Below are 18,168 nucleotides of genomic sequence, written 5' to 3' on the forward strand. Positions count from 1 at the left end.
ATGGCTCTCGCCAGGGGCCGGCGCACCGATCGCCGGATCGACTATTGGCCGGGCTTCGTCGACGCGCTGTCGACGCTGCTGCTCGCCATCATGTTCCTGCTCACCGTTTTCGTGCTGGCGCAGTTCCTGCTCGGACGCGAACTCTCCGGCAAGGATACGGCGCTCACGCGCCTCAACTCGCAGATCAACGAACTGACGCAGTTGCTGGCGCTGGAGCGCTCGAGCGCGCAGGACAAGGACGATTCGCTGGCCAATCTGCAGGCGTCGCTGTCGGCCGCCGAAGCTGAGAAGAGCCGGCTCGAGCAGCTGCTGGCGCAAGGTGCCGGCGCCGGCGACGCCGCCACCCAGCGCGCCGCGGAACTCGGCGGCGAACTCGACAGCCAGCGCCAGATCAGCCAGCAGGCGCTGAGCCAGGTCGAGATCCTCAACCAGCAGATCGCGGCGCTGCGCAAGCAGATCGGCGCGCTCGAGGATGCCCTCAACGTCTCTGAAACGCGCGACCGCGATTCCAACACCAAGATCGCCGATCTCGGCCGTCGGCTCAACGTCGCGCTGGCGCAGCGCGTGCAGGAACTGAACCGGTACCGCTCCGACTTCTTCGGCCGCCTGCGCGAAATCCTCGCCGATCGCGAGAACATCCGCATCGTCGGCGACCGCTTCGTCTTCCAGTCGGAAGTTCTGTTCCCGACCGGCTCCGAAGTGATCAACGATGCCGGCAAGGTCGAGATGAAGAAGCTCGCCGACGCCATCATCGAGTTGCAAAAGGAAATCCCGCCCGAGATCAACTGGGTGCTGCGCGTCGACGGCCACACCGACAACAAGCCGCTGTCCGGCGCCGGCCGCTATCGCGACAATTGGGAATTGTCGACGGCGCGTTCGACCTCGGTGGTCAAGTTCCTGATCGAGAACGGCGTGCCCGCCAACCGGCTGGTTGCGGCCGGCTTCGGCGAATTCCAGCCGCTCGACCCCGCCGACACCGAAGACGCCCGCAACAAGAACCGACGCATTGAACTGAAACTCACCGAACGGTGATTTTCAGTCACGCGAAATTGTTTGCCAGCTCAACTCTAGGGCGAAACGCCAGGCCGGCAAGGCCTGAAAACATTATCTTTCTTTAATTACACTTCGCGTTTCCGGGCTCCTACTTTGACGCGCAGGGCCGAGAACCGCCGGCGATGCCTCCCATCGCGACGCGACGGAACCGGACGGCCCGCTTCCGGAAGGCGGAGCGAAAGCGCTTGCCCCTTCCATAGCAGGAGGAGACGCACATCATGCGCTCTTTGAAGACTCTCAGGACCGCAACCCTCACGACACTTCTGATCACTGTTCCACTCGCCGGCGCCTATGCCGCCGGACATCACAAGGGCGCCCTCGACGCCAGCGACCCGACCGACATGACCGGTCCGCGTGTGACCGGCCTGATCGAGCAGGTGCGGGGCGTCGAACAGGGCATCGCGGATGCGCGCGAAACCAAGGGCATCTCGACCTCGGAAGCGCAGTGGCTGCATCTGCGTGCGGCGCATATCGGCCAGGCCGCCGAACGGGTCGCCGCTTCGGACCATGGCCGGATCCCGGCCGCGCAATATCACGATCTGCTGCGCCGCCTCGACAATGTCGATCAGAGGCTGATGTCCGACACCGGCAGCGGCTTCATGATCGGTGATGGCTCCGACGGCGGGAATTATCCGAACGGCTGAGATCCGCTCTGATATCTCCAGGAATGAGGAAGGGACTGTCTGACGCCCCCGGATCTGGCTCCGAGGGCGTCTTTTTTGTCACCAGCCCAGCCACAGCGCAGCGAGGGCCAGCACCGCCGGCACGGTCTGAATATAGAGGATCTTCCGGCTGGCAGTCGCCGCGCCATAGAGGCCGGCGACGGCGATGCAAAGCAGGAAGAACACCTTGATCTGGAATCCGCCGCGCCGAGATAGAGGCCCCAGATCAGCCCGGCGGCAAGGAAGCCGTTGTAGAGCCCCTGATTGGCGGCGAGCACCTTCGATGCGCTGGCGAAGTCCGGCTTGAGGTTGAACGCCCTGTGCCCGCGCGGTGTGTCCCACGCCACCATCTCCAGATAGACGATAAAGAGGTGGATCAGGGCCACCAGCCCGACCAGGATATTGCCGATCATCTTAGTCTCCCCTCCATGGCGGTGTTCCACCGTCAGCCAGCATTCCACGCACCAGCTCACCGGCGCAAGCTGCATAGCCACCTTTGAGGGTTGCCAATCCTGGCGCGTTGGTATCTTTTCCCGCGGTCCAAAACGCGGAACCTGTCATGTCTTTTCAGAAGCTCGATGATCTCGGCCACAAGCTCGAAGCGCTGGAACATGCGCTCGCTATCCTCGGCGCCGACGAGGCGACCCACATGGCCGTCGGCGGCGGCGAGAAGCGCGCCGAAGCCATGTCGTCCCTGGCCGGGATGCTGCATATCAGGGCAACGGCGCCGGAGATCGCCGACTGGCTCGCCGCCGCCGAACAGGAGGCGCTGAACGAGGAGCAGCAGGCGGCGGTCCGCGAACTGCGTCGCCAATACACCAACCTGACCTGCCTGCCGGTCGAATTCGTCGAGCGCCAGACGGTGGCGCGTATGCGCTCCGAGCAGCTCTGGCGCGACCTGCGCGGCAAGAATGACTGGGCCGGATTCCTGCCGGCGCTCGAAGGTGTCATCGCGCTGGTGCGCGAGGAAGCCGCCCTGCGCGCCGACGCGCTCGGCCTCGATCCCTACGACGCACTGATGGAGCAATACGATCCTGGCAACCGCGCCGCCGACATCACGCCGGTCTTCACCGAGCTGAAGACATTCCTGAAGGGCTTCGTGCCGGAAGCGCTGGCCGTACAGGAAGCGCGACTGGCCAAGCGCCCGCTGAAGCCGCTCTCCGGCAGCTATGCGATCGACAAACAGCGCGAGCTTGGTCTCGCCATGATGGCTTCGGTCGGCTTCGACCTCACCCATGGTTCTCTGTCGGTATCGCACCATCCCTTCTGCGGCGGGGTGCCGAGCGACGTTCGCATCACCACCCGCTACAAAACGTCCGATTTCCTGTCGGCTTTGATGGGCGTGCTGCACGAGACCGGCCACGCGCTCTACGAGCAGAACCTGCCGAAGGCCTGGGCGCACTGGCCGCTCGGCAGGGCGCGCGGCATGGCGGTGCATGAAAGCCAGAGTCTGTTCGTCGAGAAACAGGTCGGCCGCAACCCCGAATTCTGGCGCTGGGCGCTGCCGGTGGTGGAAAAGCATCTCGGCGAGGCCTGGTCGCTGGACGACATCCTGCCGCATGTGCACCGGGTCGAGCGCGGCCTGATCCGCGTCGACGCCGACGAGGTCACCTACCCGCTGCATGTCATCCTGCGCTACGAGTTGGAGCAGGAGCTGGTCTCGGGGCGGCTGCAGGCGGCCGACCTGCCCGAAGCCTGGGACGCCAAGATGCGGGAGTATCTTGGCCTTTCGACCATCGACAACCCAGCCGACGGACCGATGCAGGACGTGCATTGGCCGGGCGCCGCCTTCGGCTATTTCCCGTCCTATACGCTGGGCGCCATGATGGCGGCGCAGCAATGGGCTGCGCTGACGCGCGACCATCCTTCAGCCGACAGCGATCTCGCCAGGGGCAATTTCGCCGCCATCAATGACTGGCGCCGCGACAAGATCTGGTCGCAGGGATCGCGCTGGTCGACGCCCGAACTGCTTGAGCGCGCCACCGGCGAGAAACTGAATGCCGCGCATTTCACCGAGCATCTCCGCAAGCGGTATGGTCCCGCCTGATTGCGGGTTGCTACTCCGCGGCACCCCTGAAGGCGCTTGCTCCGGTTTCGAACTGCAGCTTGGCCAGCCTTGCATAGATTCCGCCCTTGGCGACCAGGCTCTGGTGCGTGCCTTCCTCGACGATGCGGCCGCCATCCATGACCAGGATGCGGTCGGCCTTCAGCACGGTCGCCAGCCGGTGGGCGATGACGATGGTGGTGCGGCCCTGCATCAGCCGTTCCAGCGCCGTCTGCACCAGCGTTTCGCTTTCGGCGTCGAGCGCCGACGTGGCCTCGTCGAGCAGCAGGATCGGCGCGTCGCGCAGGATGGCGCGGGCGATCGCCACGCGCTGGCGCTGGCCGCCGGACAAGGTGACGCCGCGCTCGCCGACCTGGCTGTCGTAGCCCTTGTCGAGCCTGAGGATGAACTCGTCGGCCAGCGCGTCCCTGGCGGCGGCCTCGATCTCGGCATTCGTCGCGCCCGGCCGGCCAAAGCCGATATTGTCGCGCGCGCTTGCCGCAAAGATGGTGACGTCCTGCGGCACGATCGCAATGCGCTCCCGCACTTCGGCCGGATCGGCTTCGCGCACGTCGACGCCGTCAATGGCGATGCGGCCGGTTTCTGGATCGTAGAAGCGCAGGATCAGCGAAAAGACGGTGCTCTTTCCGGCGCCCGACGGGCCGACGATCGCCACCGTCTCGCCGGGCTTGACCTGAAAACTCAAGCCGTGGACGGCGGCACGGTCCGGCCTTGCCGGGTAGGAGAAGGAGACGTCGTCGAAACTGATCGCGCCTGTCGCCTTGGCGGGCAGCGGCAGCGGATTGGCCGGCGGTTGAATCGCCGGCGTCTCGTCGAGTATCTCGGTCAGCCTTTCGGCCGCACCCGCCGCCTGGGCAAGCTCGCCCCAGACTTCCGACAGTGCGCCCAGCGCGCCTGCGGCAAACACGGAGTAAAGCAGGAACTGGCCGAGCGTGCCGGGCGACATCGTGCCGGCAAGCACGTCACGCGAGCCGAACCACAACACCGCCACGACCGAGGAAAAGATCATGAAGATGGCAAAGAAGGTGAGCAGCGAGCGGGAGAAGATCGACGAGCGCGCCGCCTGGAAGGCGGCTTCCACCGCGGCCGAGAACCGCCCGGTGACCAGCGTCTCGTTGGTGAACGCCTGCAGCGTGCGCACCGCGCCGATCTGCTCGCTGGCATAGGCGGTCGCTTGCGCCAGCGTGTCCTGCGCCTGCCGTGACCGGCGCCTCACCGAACGGCCGAACGCGACCAGCGGCAGCACGATGAGCGGAATGGCCGCGATCACCAGGCCCGACAGTTTCGGGCTGGTGACGACCATCATCGCCACCGCGCCAAGGCCGAGGATGACGTTGCGCAACGCCACGGAGGCGGTGGCGCCGACCGCGGATTTCACCTGCGTGGTGTCGGCGGCAAGCCGCGAGACGATCTCGCCCGATTGCGCGGTGTCGAAGAAGGACGGCGAAAGCGTCGTGACATGCGAAAACACGTCGCTGCGGATGTCGGCGACGACCCGCTCGCCGAGCGTGATGACGAAGTAGTAGCGTCCGGCCGACGCCGCCGCCAGAATGGCTGCCATCGCAACCAAAGCGGCGAAATATTCGGCGATGAAGACGGTGCCGGAAGCACTGAAACCGTGGTCGATCATGCGCCGCACGGCCAGCGGCAGCGCCAGCGTCGTCGCCGCGGCGATGGCGAGCGAAATGAGGGCGCCTATGACCAGTTTGCGGTAGCGGAATATATAGGGATACAGGCGCCTGAGCGGCCCGAGCGAGCGCCTGCGCCCGTCTTGCTCGCCGCTGATGTCCGCCATGACCGTTCCCTCTGGCCGCTTCCAGGTGGGCGCGTTCAATATGCGCCTGCCGTGGCCTTGTGATTCAATTCCGGCTGATGTATAGGCTCGCCGACCGTTTTAGAAGCCGTGGCTTTTCAATAGCTGCGGCTTCGAGTTTTAAAAAGGGGCGCATCGACGCAGGCCACGGGCCCGTCTGTAGCGCCACAAGCCAGGAAGCACGACAATGAAGGCCGATATCCATCCCGACTACCACACCATCAAGGTCGTCATGACCGATGGCACAGAATACTCGACCCGTTCGACCTGGGGCAAGGAAGGCGATACGATGAACCTCGATATCGACCCGACCACGCACCCGGCCTGGACCGGCGGCCAGCAAACCCTGCTCGACCGCGGCGGCCGCCTGTCGAAGTTCAAGAAGCGCTTCGAAGGGTTCGGCCTTTAAGCCTATCGGCTTTCGCAGATCAGGAACCCGCCCTTGTGGCGGGTTTTTTGTTCAGCGGATCGTGGCGCGGACGAAATCGCCTTTGATGACGATCGAGGGTTTGGCGCCGGCAGTGTTGGCAAGCGAACTGTCGACGAAGGACGCCGACGCGGTCACCGAGTAGCTGATTTGAACCTGCCGGCCGAAGGTCAGCGTGGCATCCAGCGCCTTGCCGGCAATGGCGACAGTCTCGTCCTTCCGGACGCTGCCATAGGCGAGATTGGCCCTCAGCGCCTCGCCCTTGAGATCGATGCGTGAAGCATGCCCTTCGAGCGAAACATCGGCCGCCTTGCCGGTAATGGCGATGCTGGAGAAATTCCCCGTCATACTGGCCAGCAAGGCCGCCTGCTCGATCGACACAGAACTCTCGGGCGCAATGTTGGCGTTGATCTCGACCCTGCAATCCGAAGGATCCAGCCAGGACGACGGAGCGACATTGATGCGCAACGTCGAGGCCTCCCGCTTCATGTCGCTGGCGGTGCGGCAGTCATTGGCGAACCAGGACGAATACCAGCTGGCAAACCAGCCCTCGCGGCGGCTGCCGATCGTCGCCTGGTAGGGTTCTGCACCTGAAGTGGTCAGCTTGACCGAGCTTGCCTCGCCGGTGATGATGATGGCGGTCACACCGGCGAGATCGAGCGTCTTTGCGGCATCACCGGCCACCGGCGGTGCCAGGGCAACTGCGGCAAAGGGCAGCAAGACGAGAATTGCGGATTTCATCATTATCTCCGATCATGGGTGGGCGGTCGCGAAAGGACCGCAGCGTTGCCCAGATGATCCGAGACGTCGATTTTCGCGACCTCGATCACGATCCGGGACGACCGTGAACGCAATCCAGGTCATTGTCGGCCGCCCGGTCCATCGTCGGCCGCCTTGGAACCACGCTTGCGATCATGATCTTCATTCCCTTGCCATTCGTCGTTGCCCTGCTGCTCGTCATCCTGCTTGCGCAGATGATCCGCGAAACGAGGCCGATCTGCGCGAAAACATGTTTTTCATGCTGCTGATGGCTGCCTACGCCTTGCAGTCGGTGCTGATCGGCATCCGCTGGGGCTACGAAGTCAGGGCAATCATGCCTTTCCAGGCGGTGTTGGCGACATTGATCGCGCCGCTTGCCTGGATAGCTTTTAGCGGTCTGGCGAGGGAACGCTCGCGGCATCGCCTGGCTTCGCTGTGGCCGCATCTGTTGCCGGCCTGTCTTGTGGCCCTGCTGCTGATCTTCTGGCGCGAGCCGGTAGGCCCCGTGATCATGCTGGTCTTCCTGTGTTATGGCGTCACCCTTCTTTGGCTTGCGCGGGTCGGGCCGGACGGCCTTGCCGAGTCGCGTCTGGACGGTGTCTTGCGCTCCTACCGGGCGCTGCTGGTGACGACGCTGGCGATCCTGGCGTCGCCGGTCACCGACATCATCATCAGCCTCGACCTCGAATGGACCGGCGGTGCCCATTCCGGCGCGGTGATTGCCGCCGGCAATGTGCTGGCGCTGCTGCTGCTTGGCGGTGCAGCCGCGGTGGCCAGCGAAACCGCGCCTCTGGATGACGATGAAGACGATGGGCCGCAAGCCGCGCCACGGGCGACGAGCGAGGATTCCGCGGCCGCGGCGGCCGTCGACGCGCTGATGCGGTCAAAAGAACTCTACAGGGACGTTGACCTCAACCTCGGCCGTATCGCCAGGCGCCTCGGCCTGTCGGCGCGGCAAGTGTCGTCGGCGGTCAACCGCATCCACGGATCGAGCGTGTCGCAATATGTCAACAACCAGCGCATCGGCGAAGCCTGCCGCCTGCTGGCGGCCAGCGACGAGCCCATCACCCGCATCATGTTCGACGCCGGGTTTCTCAGCAAATCGAACTTCAACCGCGAGTTCCTGCGCGTGACAGGCTTCACCCCGAAGGCCTGGCGGCTGGAGCATCGGCTGTCAAACCGAAAGCTCGCGGCCCTGCCGTTGCCAGGCGAGACAAAATGAAGGCGGGCGACACCGGTCAGGCGCCGACTAGTTCCCGCAGCGCCATGCGCTTGTAGGCGGCGACCAGCCTGTCGCCCTCCTGCCGGTCGACCGAGATCGCCAGCCGCACGGCAGCCTCGCCCATCTGCCAGACCAGAAACGCTGTGGTCTCCAGCGCCACCGGATCGGCGCCGGGATGCAGCCGCTTCAGCACCATCGTCAGGAATTCGGCATTCGCCCGGCTGTCGGCGAGTTCGAGCTGGCGCAGCGCCTTGTCGGCCTGGGTGCCCGACCAGATGTCGCGCATCACCGGCTCGGCCAGGAACAGCTGATAGTAGATATCCACCAGCTCCGAAAACGCCTGCCGCAGGCCCTCGGCGTCGACGACATCCTTGAGCGCCGAGGAGATGCAGGCCTGGCTTTCGGCGGTGTATCGCTCGGCCAGCGCCCAGACGATCGCCCGCTTGTCGGGAAAGAACTGGTAGAGCGAACCGATCGACACCGCGGCCCGTTCCGCTACCTCGCCCATGCGCATGGCGTCGCTGCCTTGCTCGGCAATCAGCGCCGAGGCTGCGGCCAGCATGCGCTCGACCCGCTCGCGGCTGCGCTGCTGGGTGGGCGCCCGTCGCGGCGATGCGACCTGCTCCTCAAATGCGGGCGTTGCTGTGTCTTCCATGACGGCCTCCGGTCTCGACAAAATCTGCCAACAAACGGCTTGACTCCCAAAATACGAGGGTTTATCACATTTTGCAAATGTGAGGATTATTCATATTTGTAACAAAGGAAAACCACCATGACCGACACCAAACCAGTCCTGATTCTCGGTGGCACTGGCAAGACCGGCCGTCGCCTCGCCGGGCGGCTGACCTCACAGGGCATTCCCGTGCGCATCGGCTCGCGTTCCGGCAGCCCCCGCTTCGACTGGGAGGTTCCGGCGACCTGGGAGCCTGCCATGCAGGGCGTGGGCGCCGTCTACATCAGTTACTATCCCGACATCGCCGTGCCGGGCGCCGCCGAGACCGTCGGCGCCTTCGCCAGGCTTGCGGTGGCAAATGGCGTCACCCGCATGGTGCTGCTCTCCGGCCGCGGCGAGACCGAAGCCCAGCGCGCCGAAGAGATGGTCAAAGCCTCGGGCGCTGACTGGACGATCCTGCGTTGCGCTTGGTTTTCGCAGAATTTCAGTGAAGGTTTTCTCGTCGAGTCCTTGCGGCAAGGCGAAGTGGCTTTGCCTGTCGGCCCTGTTGGCGAGCCCTTCGTCGATGTCGACGACATCGCCGATGCTGCCTTCGTTGCGCTGACCGAACCGGGTCATGTCGGCCAGCTCTATGAGTTGACCGGGCCGCGGCTGCTAAGCTTCGCCGACGCGGTTGCCGAGATCGCCAAGGCGACCGGCCGCGACATCCGCTATATCAAGATCTCGCATGACGAATTCACCGCCGCGACGGCGGCATACGAACTGCCGCCCGAAATCGCCTGGCTGCTCAACGAGCTGTTCACCGAAGTGCTTGACGGCCGCAACGAGACGCTGACCGACGGCGTCCAGCGTGTGCTCGGCCGCGCGCCGAAAGACTTTTCCGCCTACGCAAATGAAACCGCTGCAACCGGCATCTGGAGCAACTGAGATGATCAAGCTTCTTCCCACCCTCACCATCATCGCCGCCATCGGCTCGGGCGTCGTCGGCGGCGTGTTCTTCGCCTTTTCCAACTTTATCATGGCGGCGCTTGCCCGGCTGCCGGTCCCCCAAGGCATCGCAGCGATGAATTCGATCAACATCACGGTGATCACGCCCACCTTCATGACGGCGCTGTTCGGCACCGGCCTGCTCTGTCTGGTGCTTATCGCCGCCGTTCTCATGGGGTGGAGCCAGTCCGGCTCATACTGGCTGCTTGCCGGCGCCGTGATCTATTTGATCGGTAACCCGATCGTGACCATGGTCTTCAATTTGCCGCTCAACGATGCGCTCGCCGCCGTCGACCCGGCCAGCGCCAATGGCGCAGCCGTGTGGGCGAACCATCTGAATCAATGGGTGATGTGGAACCACGTCCGCACCATCACCGCCATCGTGTCGATGGCCTGCTTCATCTTCGCATTGCTCTGAAAAATGACACTTCGCAAACGCAAGGACCTCGCCTCAAGCGGGGTCCTTTTGCGTGTGACCCTTGCGGTCGGAATGACCGAGATCGCGGCCCGGATCGATGACGTCGCGCACCAGCTGCTTGAGCTTGGCGGCATCGGGAAAGCCGCCGTCGCGCTTGCGGTCCCAGACCAGCACATCGTTGCAGGAAACGGTGAAGATGCCGCCTGTGCCCGGCACCAGCGTCACTTCACCAAGATCCGTGCCGAAGGTGGAGAGCAGTTCCTGCGCCATCCAGCCGGCCCGCAACAGCCACTGGCACTGCGTGCAATAGGTGATGACCACGCGGGGCCTCTCCGGCACACTCATGTCTGGGCCTCCTGTATGCGCACCGTGGTATTTGCGAATCGATCGTGTATCGGGTCGTCGCCCAGAGCTATGGATATCGCAATCCAGACCGGCCATATCAGCACCAAAACGAGGGCAGCGGATGCAACCACTATTTCCAGGCTGGAGTAATCCTGCACGCCACCGGGAGCGGTGCCCCAAGCCTGAAAAGCATACCAGCTTCCCGTCAGGACGATCGGTAATGCGCCGAGAAACTTGATAAGTTGCCGCCGAACAGCCTTTCTCGCCGGCAGGCCGACCCTATGTCTGTCGTCCTCATCATGTACAGTGAGCTCCGTGAGCCGCTTGCCGATTGATTGGCCGGACTTCAACTCCATAATGAGGAGATAAGACGCCAGAGCGATCAGCTCGAGGAAACCCAGGTCCAATGCTGCAGGCCTGAAATTCCCTTGCCAATCCAAATCGATCGAGATGGAGGAGGTTTCTCCAGGCTTTGAGCCCGGCGCCGTACCCACGCTCCATATGGCGACCGGCAAACCGAGTACTGATGTTCTACACACCTGCCAATCATAACGGGCAAGTGTCGGGGCACCGTGAACCGTACCCTCCTGGCATAGTTTCCAGTTCAGCCAAAAGCTGCCTTTTACGCCACCGTTGGTCAGCAGAAATAGAGCCCCTACGAGCAAATAGAGGGCGATCAGGATTACAAGGTAGTCGATGAGTGCAGCGAGAAACCGTCGCCATATGCCGGGCCGGCGAGGCCAGGCCACCGCATCGGCAAAACTTGCCTCTTTATAGTCGGTCATCGGCCCCCCCTGATAACTGACTAATCTATAGGCAGGCCGCCGTCATACAGCAATATTCGCATCCGACTGTATTGCACGGACCTACGCCGCGCTGAGCTTGGCCATGGTCTCGTCGTCGACCTCGAAATTGGCGTAGACGCTCTGCACGTCGTCATCGTCCTCGAGCGTTGCCACCAGTTTCATCAGCGATTGCGCCCGCTCTTCGTCGACCGGGACATTGTTCTGCGGCTGCCAGATCGGCTTCACCGATTCGGCCTCGCCAAGCGAGGCTTCCAGCGCCTTAGACACTTCGCCCATACTCTCGAACGCACAGTAGATGGTGTGGCCTTCCTCGTCGGACTCGACGTCATCGGCGCCGGCCTCGATCGCCGCGTCCATCACCTTGTCGGCGCTGCCGGCGGAGGCCGGATAGTAAATCTCGCCGGCGCGGTTCCACATGAACGACACCGAGCCGGTTTCACCAAGCGCACCGCCGGCTTTGGTGAAGGCGGCGCGCACGTTCGAGGCCGAGCGGTTGCGGTTGTCGGTCAGCGCCTCGACGATCAGCGCCACGCCGCCTGGCCCATAGCCTTCATAGCGCACCGCTTCGTAATTCTCGGCATCGCCCATCGACGCCTTGTTGATGGCGCGCTGGATGTTGTCCTTCGGCATCGACACCGCCTTGGCGTTCTGAATGGCCAGGCGCAAACGCGGGTTCATCGACGGATCCGGTGTTCCGCTCTTGGCGGCGACGGTGATTTCGCGCGCCAGCTTGGAAAACATTTTCGACCGCACCGCGTCCTGCCGGCCCTTGCGGTGCATGATGTTCTTGAACTGTGAATGGCCAGCCATGGCACCCCTGTCGTCTTAGGCTAAGAGCATCCCGAAGCGAGGTGGTCTCACCTCGTCTTCCGCGATACTCGAACTCAAATTTTCAGAGCCGTCCAAGGTGCAACGCGATGGATGCACGGCGTTCTCTGTCGGAATGGCCGGCTTATAGATAAATCGGCTCAATTCGTCCAGCCGCGCCGGTTCACCCCTCCAGATCGGACTTCAGCCGGTCGATAATGCTGAGCGCATGGCCGGCATACTGGCTGATCCAGCGGTCGTGGATGTGCTTGATCGGCAGCGCGTTGAGATGGTTCCAGCGCTCGCGCCCTTCGCGCTTTGCCACCACCAGTTCAGCTTCTTCCAGCACCTTGAGATGCAGCATGACGGTGCAGCGATCGATTTCGGGAAACGCCTCGCACAACATGCTGGTCGTCTGCGGCGCATCCTTCAGCCGATCCAGCAATTCGCGACGGCGCGGATGCGCCAACGCCTTGAAAACGTGATCGTCTGCGGTTTGGCTTGACATGTTATGTTTCTATAACATATCGTCGAGCCAATCAAGGAAGGAGCTGTGGATATGTCTCTTGGATTCAGAGTTTCCGGGCGCATCGGCAAACCGGTCGCAGAAGTCTTCGACGCAGTCGTCAATCCGGAGAAGCTCAGCGGCTATTTCACCACCATCGGCGGCGCCAGCGCCCCGCTGGAAGCCGGCATCGGTGTCGTCTGGTGGGGAAAAGTGCCGGTCGAGGTCGATGAAGTGGTCAAGGACAGCCGCATCGTGTTGCGCTGGGATGCCACAGATGCCGACGACAGGCCGGCCTACAAGACACGCATCGAGATGAACTTCGAGCCGCTGGACGATGGCGGCACCCTTGTGACCATTGCTGAATCCGGCTGGCCGGAAGGCGTGGTCGGCCTGCAGAAATCCTACCTCAATTGCGAGGGCTGGTCGCAGATGCTGGCCTGCATGAAGGCCTATGTCGAATACGGCATCAATCTGCGCGACGGCTACTACCGCGGCGAGATGAGGGGCGAGCCGGCCAACGAGACAAACAGATGAACAGCGCAACGGAGCCCGCAATGACCGCGAAGATGACCGGCGGCATCAACATCGCCATGAAAGTGCCGCCGCACCAGTACGAGGCGACGATCGCCTTCTATCGTGATGTCGTCGGCTTGAAGCCATTCACCGCCAAAACGCCAGCCATCGGCTTCGAGCTTGGCCCAAACCGTCTGTGGATCGACGAGGCGCCGATGCTGAGCCAGGCCGAAGTCTGGCTTGAGCTTTTCACCGACGATTCTGCAGCCATTGCGGATCATCTCGCCAAGGCCGGCGTCGTCCGTTGCGACGCGGTCGAGCCCCTGGGCGAAGGCTTTCGCGGCTTCTGGATCGCCAACCCGGCCAGCATCGTTCACATGGTGCGCGAGCCTGACGCCTGGTGAGCGCAAACCGGACAAGGAAGGAGCATCGATGGAAATTCACAAAACGCCGACTGCCGAAGCCGGCATGCTGATCAGGCGGCCGGTCGCCGAGGTCTTCGAGGCGATCGTCGACCCGGCCATCACCACGAAATTCTGGTTTACCCACAGCAGCGGCCGGCTGGATAGCCGCAAAGAGGTTCGCTGGGAGTGGCGCATGTACGGGGCCTCGGCGATGGTCAATGTCAGCGAGATCGTCGAGAACAAGAAGATCGTCATGCAATGGAGCGATCCGCCGACCACTGTGGTCTGGACATTCACGGAGATGCCCGGCGCCGAAACGCCTGACGGTGCGACCTTTCTTGAGGTCAGCAATTTCGGCTTCGCCGGCACCGCCGACGAGCAGGTCAAGCAGGCGGTCGGCTCGACCGACGGCTTCGCACTGGTTCTTGCCGGCGCAAAGGCATGGCTGGAACAGGGCCTGTCGCTTGGCCTGATCGGCGACCGTTATCCGAAGGGCGTGCCGGGGCGCTAGGATCGCCCCGATCGCCCAGCCTCAATGCCCACCGCTGGATTTCTTCCTTCGCCGCGCCAGCATGTTGAGGCCCTCGACCAGGGCGGAAAAGCCCATCGCGGCGTAGATGTAGCCCTTCGGCACATGATAGCCCATGCCGTCGGCGATCAGCGTCATGCCGATCATCAGCAGGAAGCCCAGCGCCAGCATGACGATGCTCGGGTTCTTGGCGATGAAATTGGCCAGCGGCCCGGCCGCCAGCATCATCACGCTCACCGCCACGATCACGGCGATGTACATGATGGCAATCTCGTCGGTCATGCCGACGGCGGTGATGATCGAATCGATCGAAAAGACGAGATCGAGCAGCAGGATCTGGAAGATGGCGCCGGCAAGCGAGATCTGCAGCGTCTCGCCCATCATCGTATCCTTGTGGTCGTCGGGATCGACGGTGTGGTGGATTTCCTTGGTCGCCTTCCAGACCAGGAACAGGCCGCCGGCAATCAGGATCAGGTCGCGCCAGGAAAAGCCATGGCCGAACGCTGTGAACACCGGCGTCGTCAGCTGCACGATGATGGAGATGGTTGCGAGCAGCACCAGCCGCATGATCAGCGCCGCCGAGATGCCGAGACGGCGGGCGCGGGCGCGCTGCGCCTCAGGCAATTTGTTGGTCAGGATCGAGATGAAGATCAGATTGTCGATGCCGAGCACGACCTCGAGGACGATCAGCGTCAGCAACGCGACCCACGCGGTTGGATCGGAAACAAATTGAAAATGCGGCGCAAAGAACTCGATCAGCTGCATGGAGGTCGTCCCCTCTTTAACGATCTAGAGCAGTTTCGTCGCCAGTTAGGTACTTTACTCGACTATATCAATGTCATGACCAGAAGGATGGCGCGGTTTCTTCGAGCCGCGGCCCGCGACGAAAAGGCGCGATCTTCTCGGTCAGGCCGGTGCGGTCGGAAATAGTGACGCCGACGCCGCACAATGTCGCCGGTCCGGTCGCCGCCTCGAAGCGGCCTTTCGGCACTTTCGACAGGAAGCGGTTGAGCGGCTCTTCCTTGTCCATGCCGAGCGAGGAATCATAGTCGCCGCACATGCCGGCATCGGACATGTAGCCGGTGCCGCCGTTGAGGATCTGGTGGTCGGCCGTCGGCTGGTGCGTATGGGTGCCGATGACGAGGCTGGCGCGGCCGTCGACGAAATGCGCGAAGCACATTTTCTCCGAGGTCGCTTCGGCATGGAAGTCGATGACCACGGCATCGGCCTGCTCGCCCAGCGGACAGGCGGCCAGCTCGCGCTCGCCGGCCTGGAACGGATCGTCGAGCTCGGGATGCATGAACACCCGGCCCATGATGTTGGCGACCAGCACGCGCGCGCCGTTTTTGGCGATATAGACGCCGGAACCGCGCCCCGGCGTGCCCTTGGGGAAGTTGGACGGGCGCAAGAAGCGCTCCTCGCGCGGCGCGAAGACCAGTGCGTCGCGCTGGTCCCAGACATGGTTGCCGGTGGTGACGACATCCGCACCGGCGGCGATGGTGTCGCGAAAAATGTCTTCGGTGATGCCGAAGCCGCCGGCGGCGTTCTCGCCATTGACGATGACGAAGTCGAGTTTGAAATCCGAGATCAGGCCGGGCAGTTGTTCCCACACCGCCGTACGTCCCGATTTGCCCACCATGTCGCCGAGGAAGAGAAGTCTCATGCCCACTTCTATCCAGAGGCACGGACGCTAGGCAAGCGCTACCCGGGCGATTGGCGCCAACGCCGGCCGAAATTACCACGCTGCTGTTGAGACGGCTTTGCGCTCGCGCCCGCGACGCGAACTGCCGAAGGCATCATCGGTGACGCCGGCGGTGCGGTGCGTCCGCGCAGCCAGAAGAACCACACGTAAAAAACAGTGAACCCACCAGTAGCGGCCAGGAGCAACAGCCCGCCGCGCCAGCCCTTCATCGCCGCGGTATCGAGGATCGATGGATTGGCAGGGTTGTAATACAACTTCACCGCGTCGCCTTTGGACGCCGTGTAGAGGCCGATGTCCTTTCCCTTGCCGGACCACGTCATCGGTGCATCGTTCGCGACATAGGTGACAGCGACGTTGATGCCTTTCGCGGTGAGGCCATTACCCTGGGCTTCGCTGTAGGAACTGACATCCGTCACTGTGGCAACCGTCTGATGCCAGGCGAACTGGTGGTGCAGGGCCGTTCCGGAAATGTGCAATGCCATCGCGAACAGCGTTACCGCGATGAGGACGAACGGCATCAGCAGGAAGCGTGCGAAGACAAACATGATGGCCGCCATCGGCTCGGACTGTGTTGCCGGAATACTATCCGGCACGTCTTGGAAACGCGTTAAGCGGGATCGCGGTCTTTTAAGCGATGTCGAAGCGGCGCAAACCGCTCTCGGTGAGTATTTCCGGGATGATGACGTCGTGCGCCTCATCCGGCACCAGACCCACCTCCTGGCAATCGAAAGCGATGCCGATCAGTCGTGGCGGCTGGCCCTTGTCGATCAGCCTGGCGATGGCGCGGTCGTAATAGCCGGCGCCATACCCGATGCGATGACCGCGGCTGTCGAAGGCCGCGAGCGGCACCAGCATCACCGCGGGATCGAGAACCTCGGCCTCCGCATGCGGACCGACCGTGCCAAAACCCATCTCGACCATCGGCGCGCCGCGCACCAGTTCGCGAAAGACGATGGTGGTCTTGTCGAGGATGGCCGGCAGGCAAAGCCTGGCCCCGTTCTCGCGCAAGGCGAACATCAGCGGCCTGACGTCGACTTCCGATCGCATCGGCCAGAAAGCTGAAACGATCTGACCCGGCTCGATGGCGAGGTGGTCGCGCGCCGTCTCGGCCATTTCAAGCGCGATCTCCACCCGCCACAGCGGATCGAGCGCATCGCGACGGCCGAGTGCCTCGAGGCGCAACTGCTTTTTCAGGTCTTTGGGAGATGTCATGCGCGGCCGAAAGAAAAGGTCGGATCTGGGTGACGTTTCATGAGCGACGTTTTCTACCACATCATCCGCCAAACTGGGCGGATAGAGGTAAGTGACGATCCACACAACCGGTGGAGAGAGCGATCCCGGGAACCTACAAAGTAGGTGGGCGCCGTATGAGAAAACCCACGGGTCTTCCCAGGGACAGCTCCCTAAGGATCGTTAAGGCCCCGGGGAAAATGTTCTCCTGCCGGGAAGCGCAGACCGCCAAGCCCAATATAGGCGGCTGGTCGGTCAAGCGCTAGTGACATGAGCCGATGTTTCCATTTCGATCTCACACGCTTTGGTCGCAGCCGGCTCGCCCTTGCACAGGTCAAGCAGCGTCCTTACGCTCGCGCTGACCAACCGAGGAGCAAGTATGCGTTTCGAAGGCACGGCGGCCTATGTCGCCGACAAGGATCTGATGGTGGCGGTGAACGCCGCGATCGCGCTGGAGCGGCCGTTGCTGGTCAAGGGCGAGCCGGGCACCGGCAAGACCGAGCTTGCCCGCCAGGTGGCATCGGCGCTCGGCCTCGACTTGATCGAATGGCACGTCAAGTCGACCACCCGTGCGCAGCAGGGACTGTATGAATATGATGCTGTCTCGCGGCTGCGCGACAGCCAGCTCGGCGATGCCAGGTTCAACGACATCAAAAACTACATCAAGCGCGGCAAGCTCTGGCACGCCTTCGCGGCCGGTAAGAAGGTCGTGCTGTTGATCGACGAGATCGACAAGGCCGATATCGAATTCCCCAACGACCTGCTGCAGGAACTCGACCGGATGGAGTTCTTCGTCTACGAAACCGGCGAAACGATCCGCGCCGCTGTGCGCCCCATCGTCATCATCACTTCCAACAATGAGAAGGAACTGCCCGACGCCTTCCTGCGCCGGTGCTTCTTCCACTACATCCGCTTTCCCGATGTCGACACGCTGCACAAAATCGTCGACGTGCACTATCCCGGCATAAAGCAGAATTTGGTGCGTGCTGCCCTGACCCAGTTCTACGAGATCCGCGATGTGCAGGGGTTGAAGAAGAAGCCGTCGACCTCCGAGGCGCTCGACTGGATCCGCCTGCTGGTCGCCGACGACATCGCACCCGAGGATCTGCGCGCCGACCCCAGGAACGCGCTGCCGAAGCTGCACGGCGCACTGCTCAAGAACGAACAGGACGTGCATCTGTTTGAACGCCTGGCCTTCATGGCCAGACGGCAGGGGTGAGGATCGAGGGTTGGCTGACAGCTACG

22 protein-coding genes, 1 other RNA gene and 1 pseudogene are annotated in these 18,168 nt (G+C 63.0%); 11 read left to right on the top strand and 13 right to left on the bottom strand.

Annotated features, from left to right (window positions below):
* Positions 1-1,032: a peptidoglycan -binding protein gene (locus ACYG9Z_RS11925; protein WP_023684164.1), complete on the top strand. Its 1,032-nt coding sequence runs from the start codon at positions 1-3 to the stop codon at positions 1,030-1,032.
* A 239-nt stretch (positions 1,033-1,271) separates the two neighbouring features.
* Entirely contained in the window at positions 1,272-1,697 is a 426-nt protein-coding gene (locus ACYG9Z_RS11930; protein WP_023737876.1) for a hypothetical protein, read from the top strand.
* A gap of 78 nt (positions 1,698-1,775) precedes the next feature.
* Here the strand turns inward: ACYG9Z_RS11930 and ACYG9Z_RS11935 are convergent.
* Positions 1,776-2,203, bottom strand: a pseudogene (locus ACYG9Z_RS11935) (DUF1304 domain-containing protein).
* 71 nt (positions 2,204-2,274) lie between these two features.
* On the opposite strand from ACYG9Z_RS11935, the gene ACYG9Z_RS11940 reads away from it, so the two are divergent.
* A complete protein-coding gene (locus ACYG9Z_RS11940) occupies positions 2,275-3,762 on the top strand; it encodes a carboxypeptidase M32 (RefSeq protein ID WP_023752626.1) in 1,488 nt (495 codons plus the stop codon).
* 10 nt (positions 3,763-3,772) lie between these two features.
* Here ACYG9Z_RS11940 and ACYG9Z_RS11945 read toward each other — a convergent pair whose 3' ends face one another.
* Complete coding sequence (locus tag ACYG9Z_RS11945; RefSeq protein WP_023668749.1) at positions 3,773-5,575, bottom strand: ABC transporter transmembrane domain-containing protein; 1,803 nt, start codon at positions 5,573-5,575, stop codon at positions 3,773-3,775.
* Between the two features lie 205 nt (positions 5,576-5,780).
* Here ACYG9Z_RS11945 and rpmE point away from each other — a divergent pair, with 205 nt between their 5' ends.
* Positions 5,781-6,002: a 50S ribosomal protein L31 gene (gene rpmE / locus ACYG9Z_RS11950; protein ID WP_023668748.1), complete on the top strand. Its 222-nt coding sequence runs from the start codon at positions 5,781-5,783 to the stop codon at positions 6,000-6,002.
* A 51-nt stretch (positions 6,003-6,053) separates the two neighbouring features.
* Here rpmE and ACYG9Z_RS11955 read toward each other — a convergent pair whose 3' ends face one another.
* Positions 6,054-6,761, bottom strand: coding sequence for a hypothetical protein (locus ACYG9Z_RS11955; RefSeq protein WP_031244189.1), 708 nt, complete (start codon positions 6,759-6,761; stop codon positions 6,054-6,056).
* Positions 6,762-7,029: 268 nt separating this feature from the next.
* Here ACYG9Z_RS11955 and ACYG9Z_RS11960 point away from each other — a divergent pair, with 268 nt between their 5' ends.
* A complete protein-coding gene (locus ACYG9Z_RS11960; RefSeq protein ID WP_245259951.1) occupies positions 7,030-8,001 on the top strand; it encodes a helix-turn-helix domain-containing protein in 972 nt (323 codons plus the stop codon).
* Between the two features lie 16 nt (positions 8,002-8,017).
* On the opposite strand, the gene ACYG9Z_RS11965 is transcribed toward ACYG9Z_RS11960, so the two are convergent.
* Positions 8,018-8,656, bottom strand: a complete 639-nt coding sequence (locus tag ACYG9Z_RS11965) for a TetR/AcrR family transcriptional regulator (RefSeq protein ID WP_023752628.1) — start codon at positions 8,654-8,656, stop codon at positions 8,018-8,020.
* A gap of 117 nt (positions 8,657-8,773) precedes the next feature.
* On the opposite strand from ACYG9Z_RS11965, the gene ACYG9Z_RS11970 reads away from it, so the two are divergent.
* Together ACYG9Z_RS11970 and ACYG9Z_RS11975 are read left to right on the top strand one after the other, a co-directional pair.
* Complete coding sequence (locus ACYG9Z_RS11970) at positions 8,774-9,601, top strand: NAD(P)H-binding protein (RefSeq protein WP_023668744.1); 828 nt, start codon at positions 8,774-8,776, stop codon at positions 9,599-9,601.
* A 1-nt stretch (position 9,602) separates the two neighbouring features.
* Positions 9,603-10,079 carry an anthrone oxygenase family protein gene (locus tag ACYG9Z_RS11975; RefSeq protein ID WP_023752629.1) on the top strand — a complete coding sequence of 159 codons (477 nt, stop codon included), beginning with the start codon at positions 9,603-9,605 and terminating at the stop codon, positions 10,077-10,079.
* Between the two features lie 33 nt (positions 10,080-10,112).
* On the opposite strand, the gene ACYG9Z_RS11980 is transcribed toward ACYG9Z_RS11975, so the two are convergent.
* The 4 genes from ACYG9Z_RS11980 to ACYG9Z_RS11995 form a co-directional block, all read right to left on the bottom strand.
* Positions 10,113-10,424: an Rdx family protein gene (locus tag ACYG9Z_RS11980; protein ID WP_023668742.1), complete on the bottom strand. Its 312-nt coding sequence runs from the start codon at positions 10,422-10,424 to the stop codon at positions 10,113-10,115.
* Positions 10,421-11,209, bottom strand: coding sequence for an RDD family protein (locus tag ACYG9Z_RS11985; RefSeq protein ID WP_023752630.1), 789 nt, complete (start codon positions 11,207-11,209; stop codon positions 10,421-10,423). Before ACYG9Z_RS11985 ends, ACYG9Z_RS11980 begins: the two co-directional genes overlap by 4 nt.
* 81 nt (positions 11,210-11,290) lie before the next feature.
* The gene (locus tag ACYG9Z_RS11990; RefSeq protein ID WP_023668740.1) at positions 11,291-12,040 is read right to left on the bottom strand and encodes a YebC/PmpR family DNA-binding transcriptional regulator; all 750 of its coding nucleotides are present in this window, start codon (positions 12,038-12,040) and stop codon (positions 11,291-11,293) included.
* 181 nt (positions 12,041-12,221) lie between these two features.
* Positions 12,222-12,545, bottom strand: a complete 324-nt coding sequence (locus tag ACYG9Z_RS11995) for an ArsR/SmtB family transcription factor (protein WP_023752631.1) — start codon at positions 12,543-12,545, stop codon at positions 12,222-12,224.
* A 51-nt stretch (positions 12,546-12,596) separates the two neighbouring features.
* On the opposite strand from ACYG9Z_RS11995, the gene ACYG9Z_RS12000 reads away from it, so the two are divergent.
* From ACYG9Z_RS12000 to ACYG9Z_RS12010, 3 genes are read left to right on the top strand one after another with little or no spacing between them, the layout of a single operon-like run.
* Positions 12,597-13,079 carry an SRPBCC domain-containing protein gene (locus tag ACYG9Z_RS12000; RefSeq protein WP_023684154.1) on the top strand — a complete coding sequence of 161 codons (483 nt, stop codon included), beginning with the start codon at positions 12,597-12,599 and terminating at the stop codon, positions 13,077-13,079.
* Between the two features lie 20 nt (positions 13,080-13,099).
* The gene (locus ACYG9Z_RS12005) at positions 13,100-13,462 is read left to right on the top strand and encodes a VOC family protein (RefSeq protein ID WP_023726167.1); all 363 of its coding nucleotides are present in this window, start codon (positions 13,100-13,102) and stop codon (positions 13,460-13,462) included.
* A 28-nt stretch (positions 13,463-13,490) separates the two neighbouring features.
* Positions 13,491-13,973: an SRPBCC family protein gene (locus ACYG9Z_RS12010; protein WP_023698429.1), complete on the top strand. Its 483-nt coding sequence runs from the start codon at positions 13,491-13,493 to the stop codon at positions 13,971-13,973.
* 21 nt (positions 13,974-13,994) lie between these two features.
* Here the strand turns inward: ACYG9Z_RS12010 and ACYG9Z_RS12015 are convergent, their stop codons facing one another.
* The 5 genes from ACYG9Z_RS12015 to ssrS all read right to left on the bottom strand — a co-directional run bounded on the left by ACYG9Z_RS12015 (position 13,995) and on the right by ssrS (position 17,153).
* Positions 13,995-14,756: a TerC family protein gene (locus ACYG9Z_RS12015; protein WP_023694576.1), complete on the bottom strand. Its 762-nt coding sequence runs from the start codon at positions 14,754-14,756 to the stop codon at positions 13,995-13,997.
* Positions 14,757-14,829: 73 nt separating this feature from the next.
* Positions 14,830-15,654: a TIGR00282 family metallophosphoesterase gene (locus ACYG9Z_RS12020; RefSeq protein ID WP_023668734.1), complete on the bottom strand. Its 825-nt coding sequence runs from the start codon at positions 15,652-15,654 to the stop codon at positions 14,830-14,832.
* Between the two features lie 38 nt (positions 15,655-15,692).
* On the bottom strand, positions 15,693-16,238 hold the full coding sequence (locus ACYG9Z_RS12025) for a DUF3592 domain-containing protein (RefSeq protein ID WP_198020731.1): 546 nt from the start codon (positions 16,236-16,238) through the stop codon (positions 15,693-15,695).
* A gap of 82 nt (positions 16,239-16,320) precedes the next feature.
* Complete coding sequence (locus tag ACYG9Z_RS12030; protein ID WP_023698428.1) at positions 16,321-16,905, bottom strand: 5-formyltetrahydrofolate cyclo-ligase; 585 nt, start codon at positions 16,903-16,905, stop codon at positions 16,321-16,323.
* Positions 16,906-16,997: 92 nt separating this feature from the next.
* Positions 16,998-17,153, bottom strand: a non-coding RNA gene (ssrS, locus tag ACYG9Z_RS12035) — 6S RNA.
* Positions 17,154-17,302: 149 nt separating this feature from the next.
* Between ssrS and ACYG9Z_RS12040 the strand changes: the two genes are divergently transcribed.
* A complete protein-coding gene (locus tag ACYG9Z_RS12040; protein ID WP_023694573.1) occupies positions 17,303-18,142 on the top strand; it encodes an AAA family ATPase in 840 nt (279 codons plus the stop codon).
* Positions 18,143-18,168 lie beyond the last annotated feature (26 nt).

Source organism: Mesorhizobium sp. RSR380A, from assembly GCF_054719385.1.